Origin of the sequence: Streptomyces sp. B1866, from assembly GCF_031932565.1 — a bacterium.
Lineage (GTDB): Bacteria > Actinomycetota > Actinomycetes > Streptomycetales > Streptomycetaceae > Streptomyces.
Genome location: NZ_JAVSCF010000579.1, coordinates 1 through 645, shown reverse-complemented (window position 1 = coordinate 645; position 645 = coordinate 1). Strand labels below are relative to the sequence as shown.

General features: G+C 66.2%; 1 protein-coding gene. It reads left to right on the top strand.

The features are described 5' to 3' along the window. A partial coding sequence (locus RKE29_RS30280; RefSeq protein WP_312008900.1) for a flavodoxin-dependent (E)-4-hydroxy-3-methylbut-2-enyl-diphosphate synthase occupies nt 1–643 on the top strand: 643 nt, incomplete at its 5' end. Between the last annotated feature and the right edge of the window lie 2 nt (nt 644–645).

Here is a 645-nt window from a genome sequence, read left to right as displayed (position 1 = left end):
GTGGGAGTGCTCGCTGTTCGAGGAGCATGGTTTCCGGGATATCAAGATCTCGGTGAAGCACAATGATCCGGTGGTGATGGTGAGTGCGTACCGGTTGCTGGCGGAGAGGTGTGAGTATCCGTTGCATCTGGGGGTGACGGAGGCGGGTCCGGCGTTCCAGGGGACGGTGAAGTCGGCGGTGGCGTTCGGGGCGCTGTTGGCGGAGGGGATCGGGGACACGATCCGGGTGTCGTTGTCGGCTCCTCCGGTGGAGGAGGTGAAGGTGGGGTTGCAGATCTTGCAGTCGCTGGGGTTGCGGGAGCGGCAGTTGGAGATCGTGTCGTGTCCGTCGTGTGGGCGGGCGCAGGTGGATGTGTACAAGTTGGCGGATGAGGTGTCGGCGGGGCTGGACGGGTTGAAGGTGCCGTTGCGGGTGGCGGTGATGGGGTGTGTGGTGAACGGTCCGGGGGAGGCGCGGGAGGCGGATCTGGGGGTGGCGTCGGGGAACGGGAAGGGGCAGATCTTCGTGCGGGGTGAGGTGGTGCGGACGGTGCCGGAGTCGAAGATCGTGGAGACGTTGATCGAGGAGGCGCTGCGGATCGCGGAGGAGATGGCGAAGGACGGTGCCGCTTCCGGTGAGCCCGAGGTCACCGTCACCGGCTGACC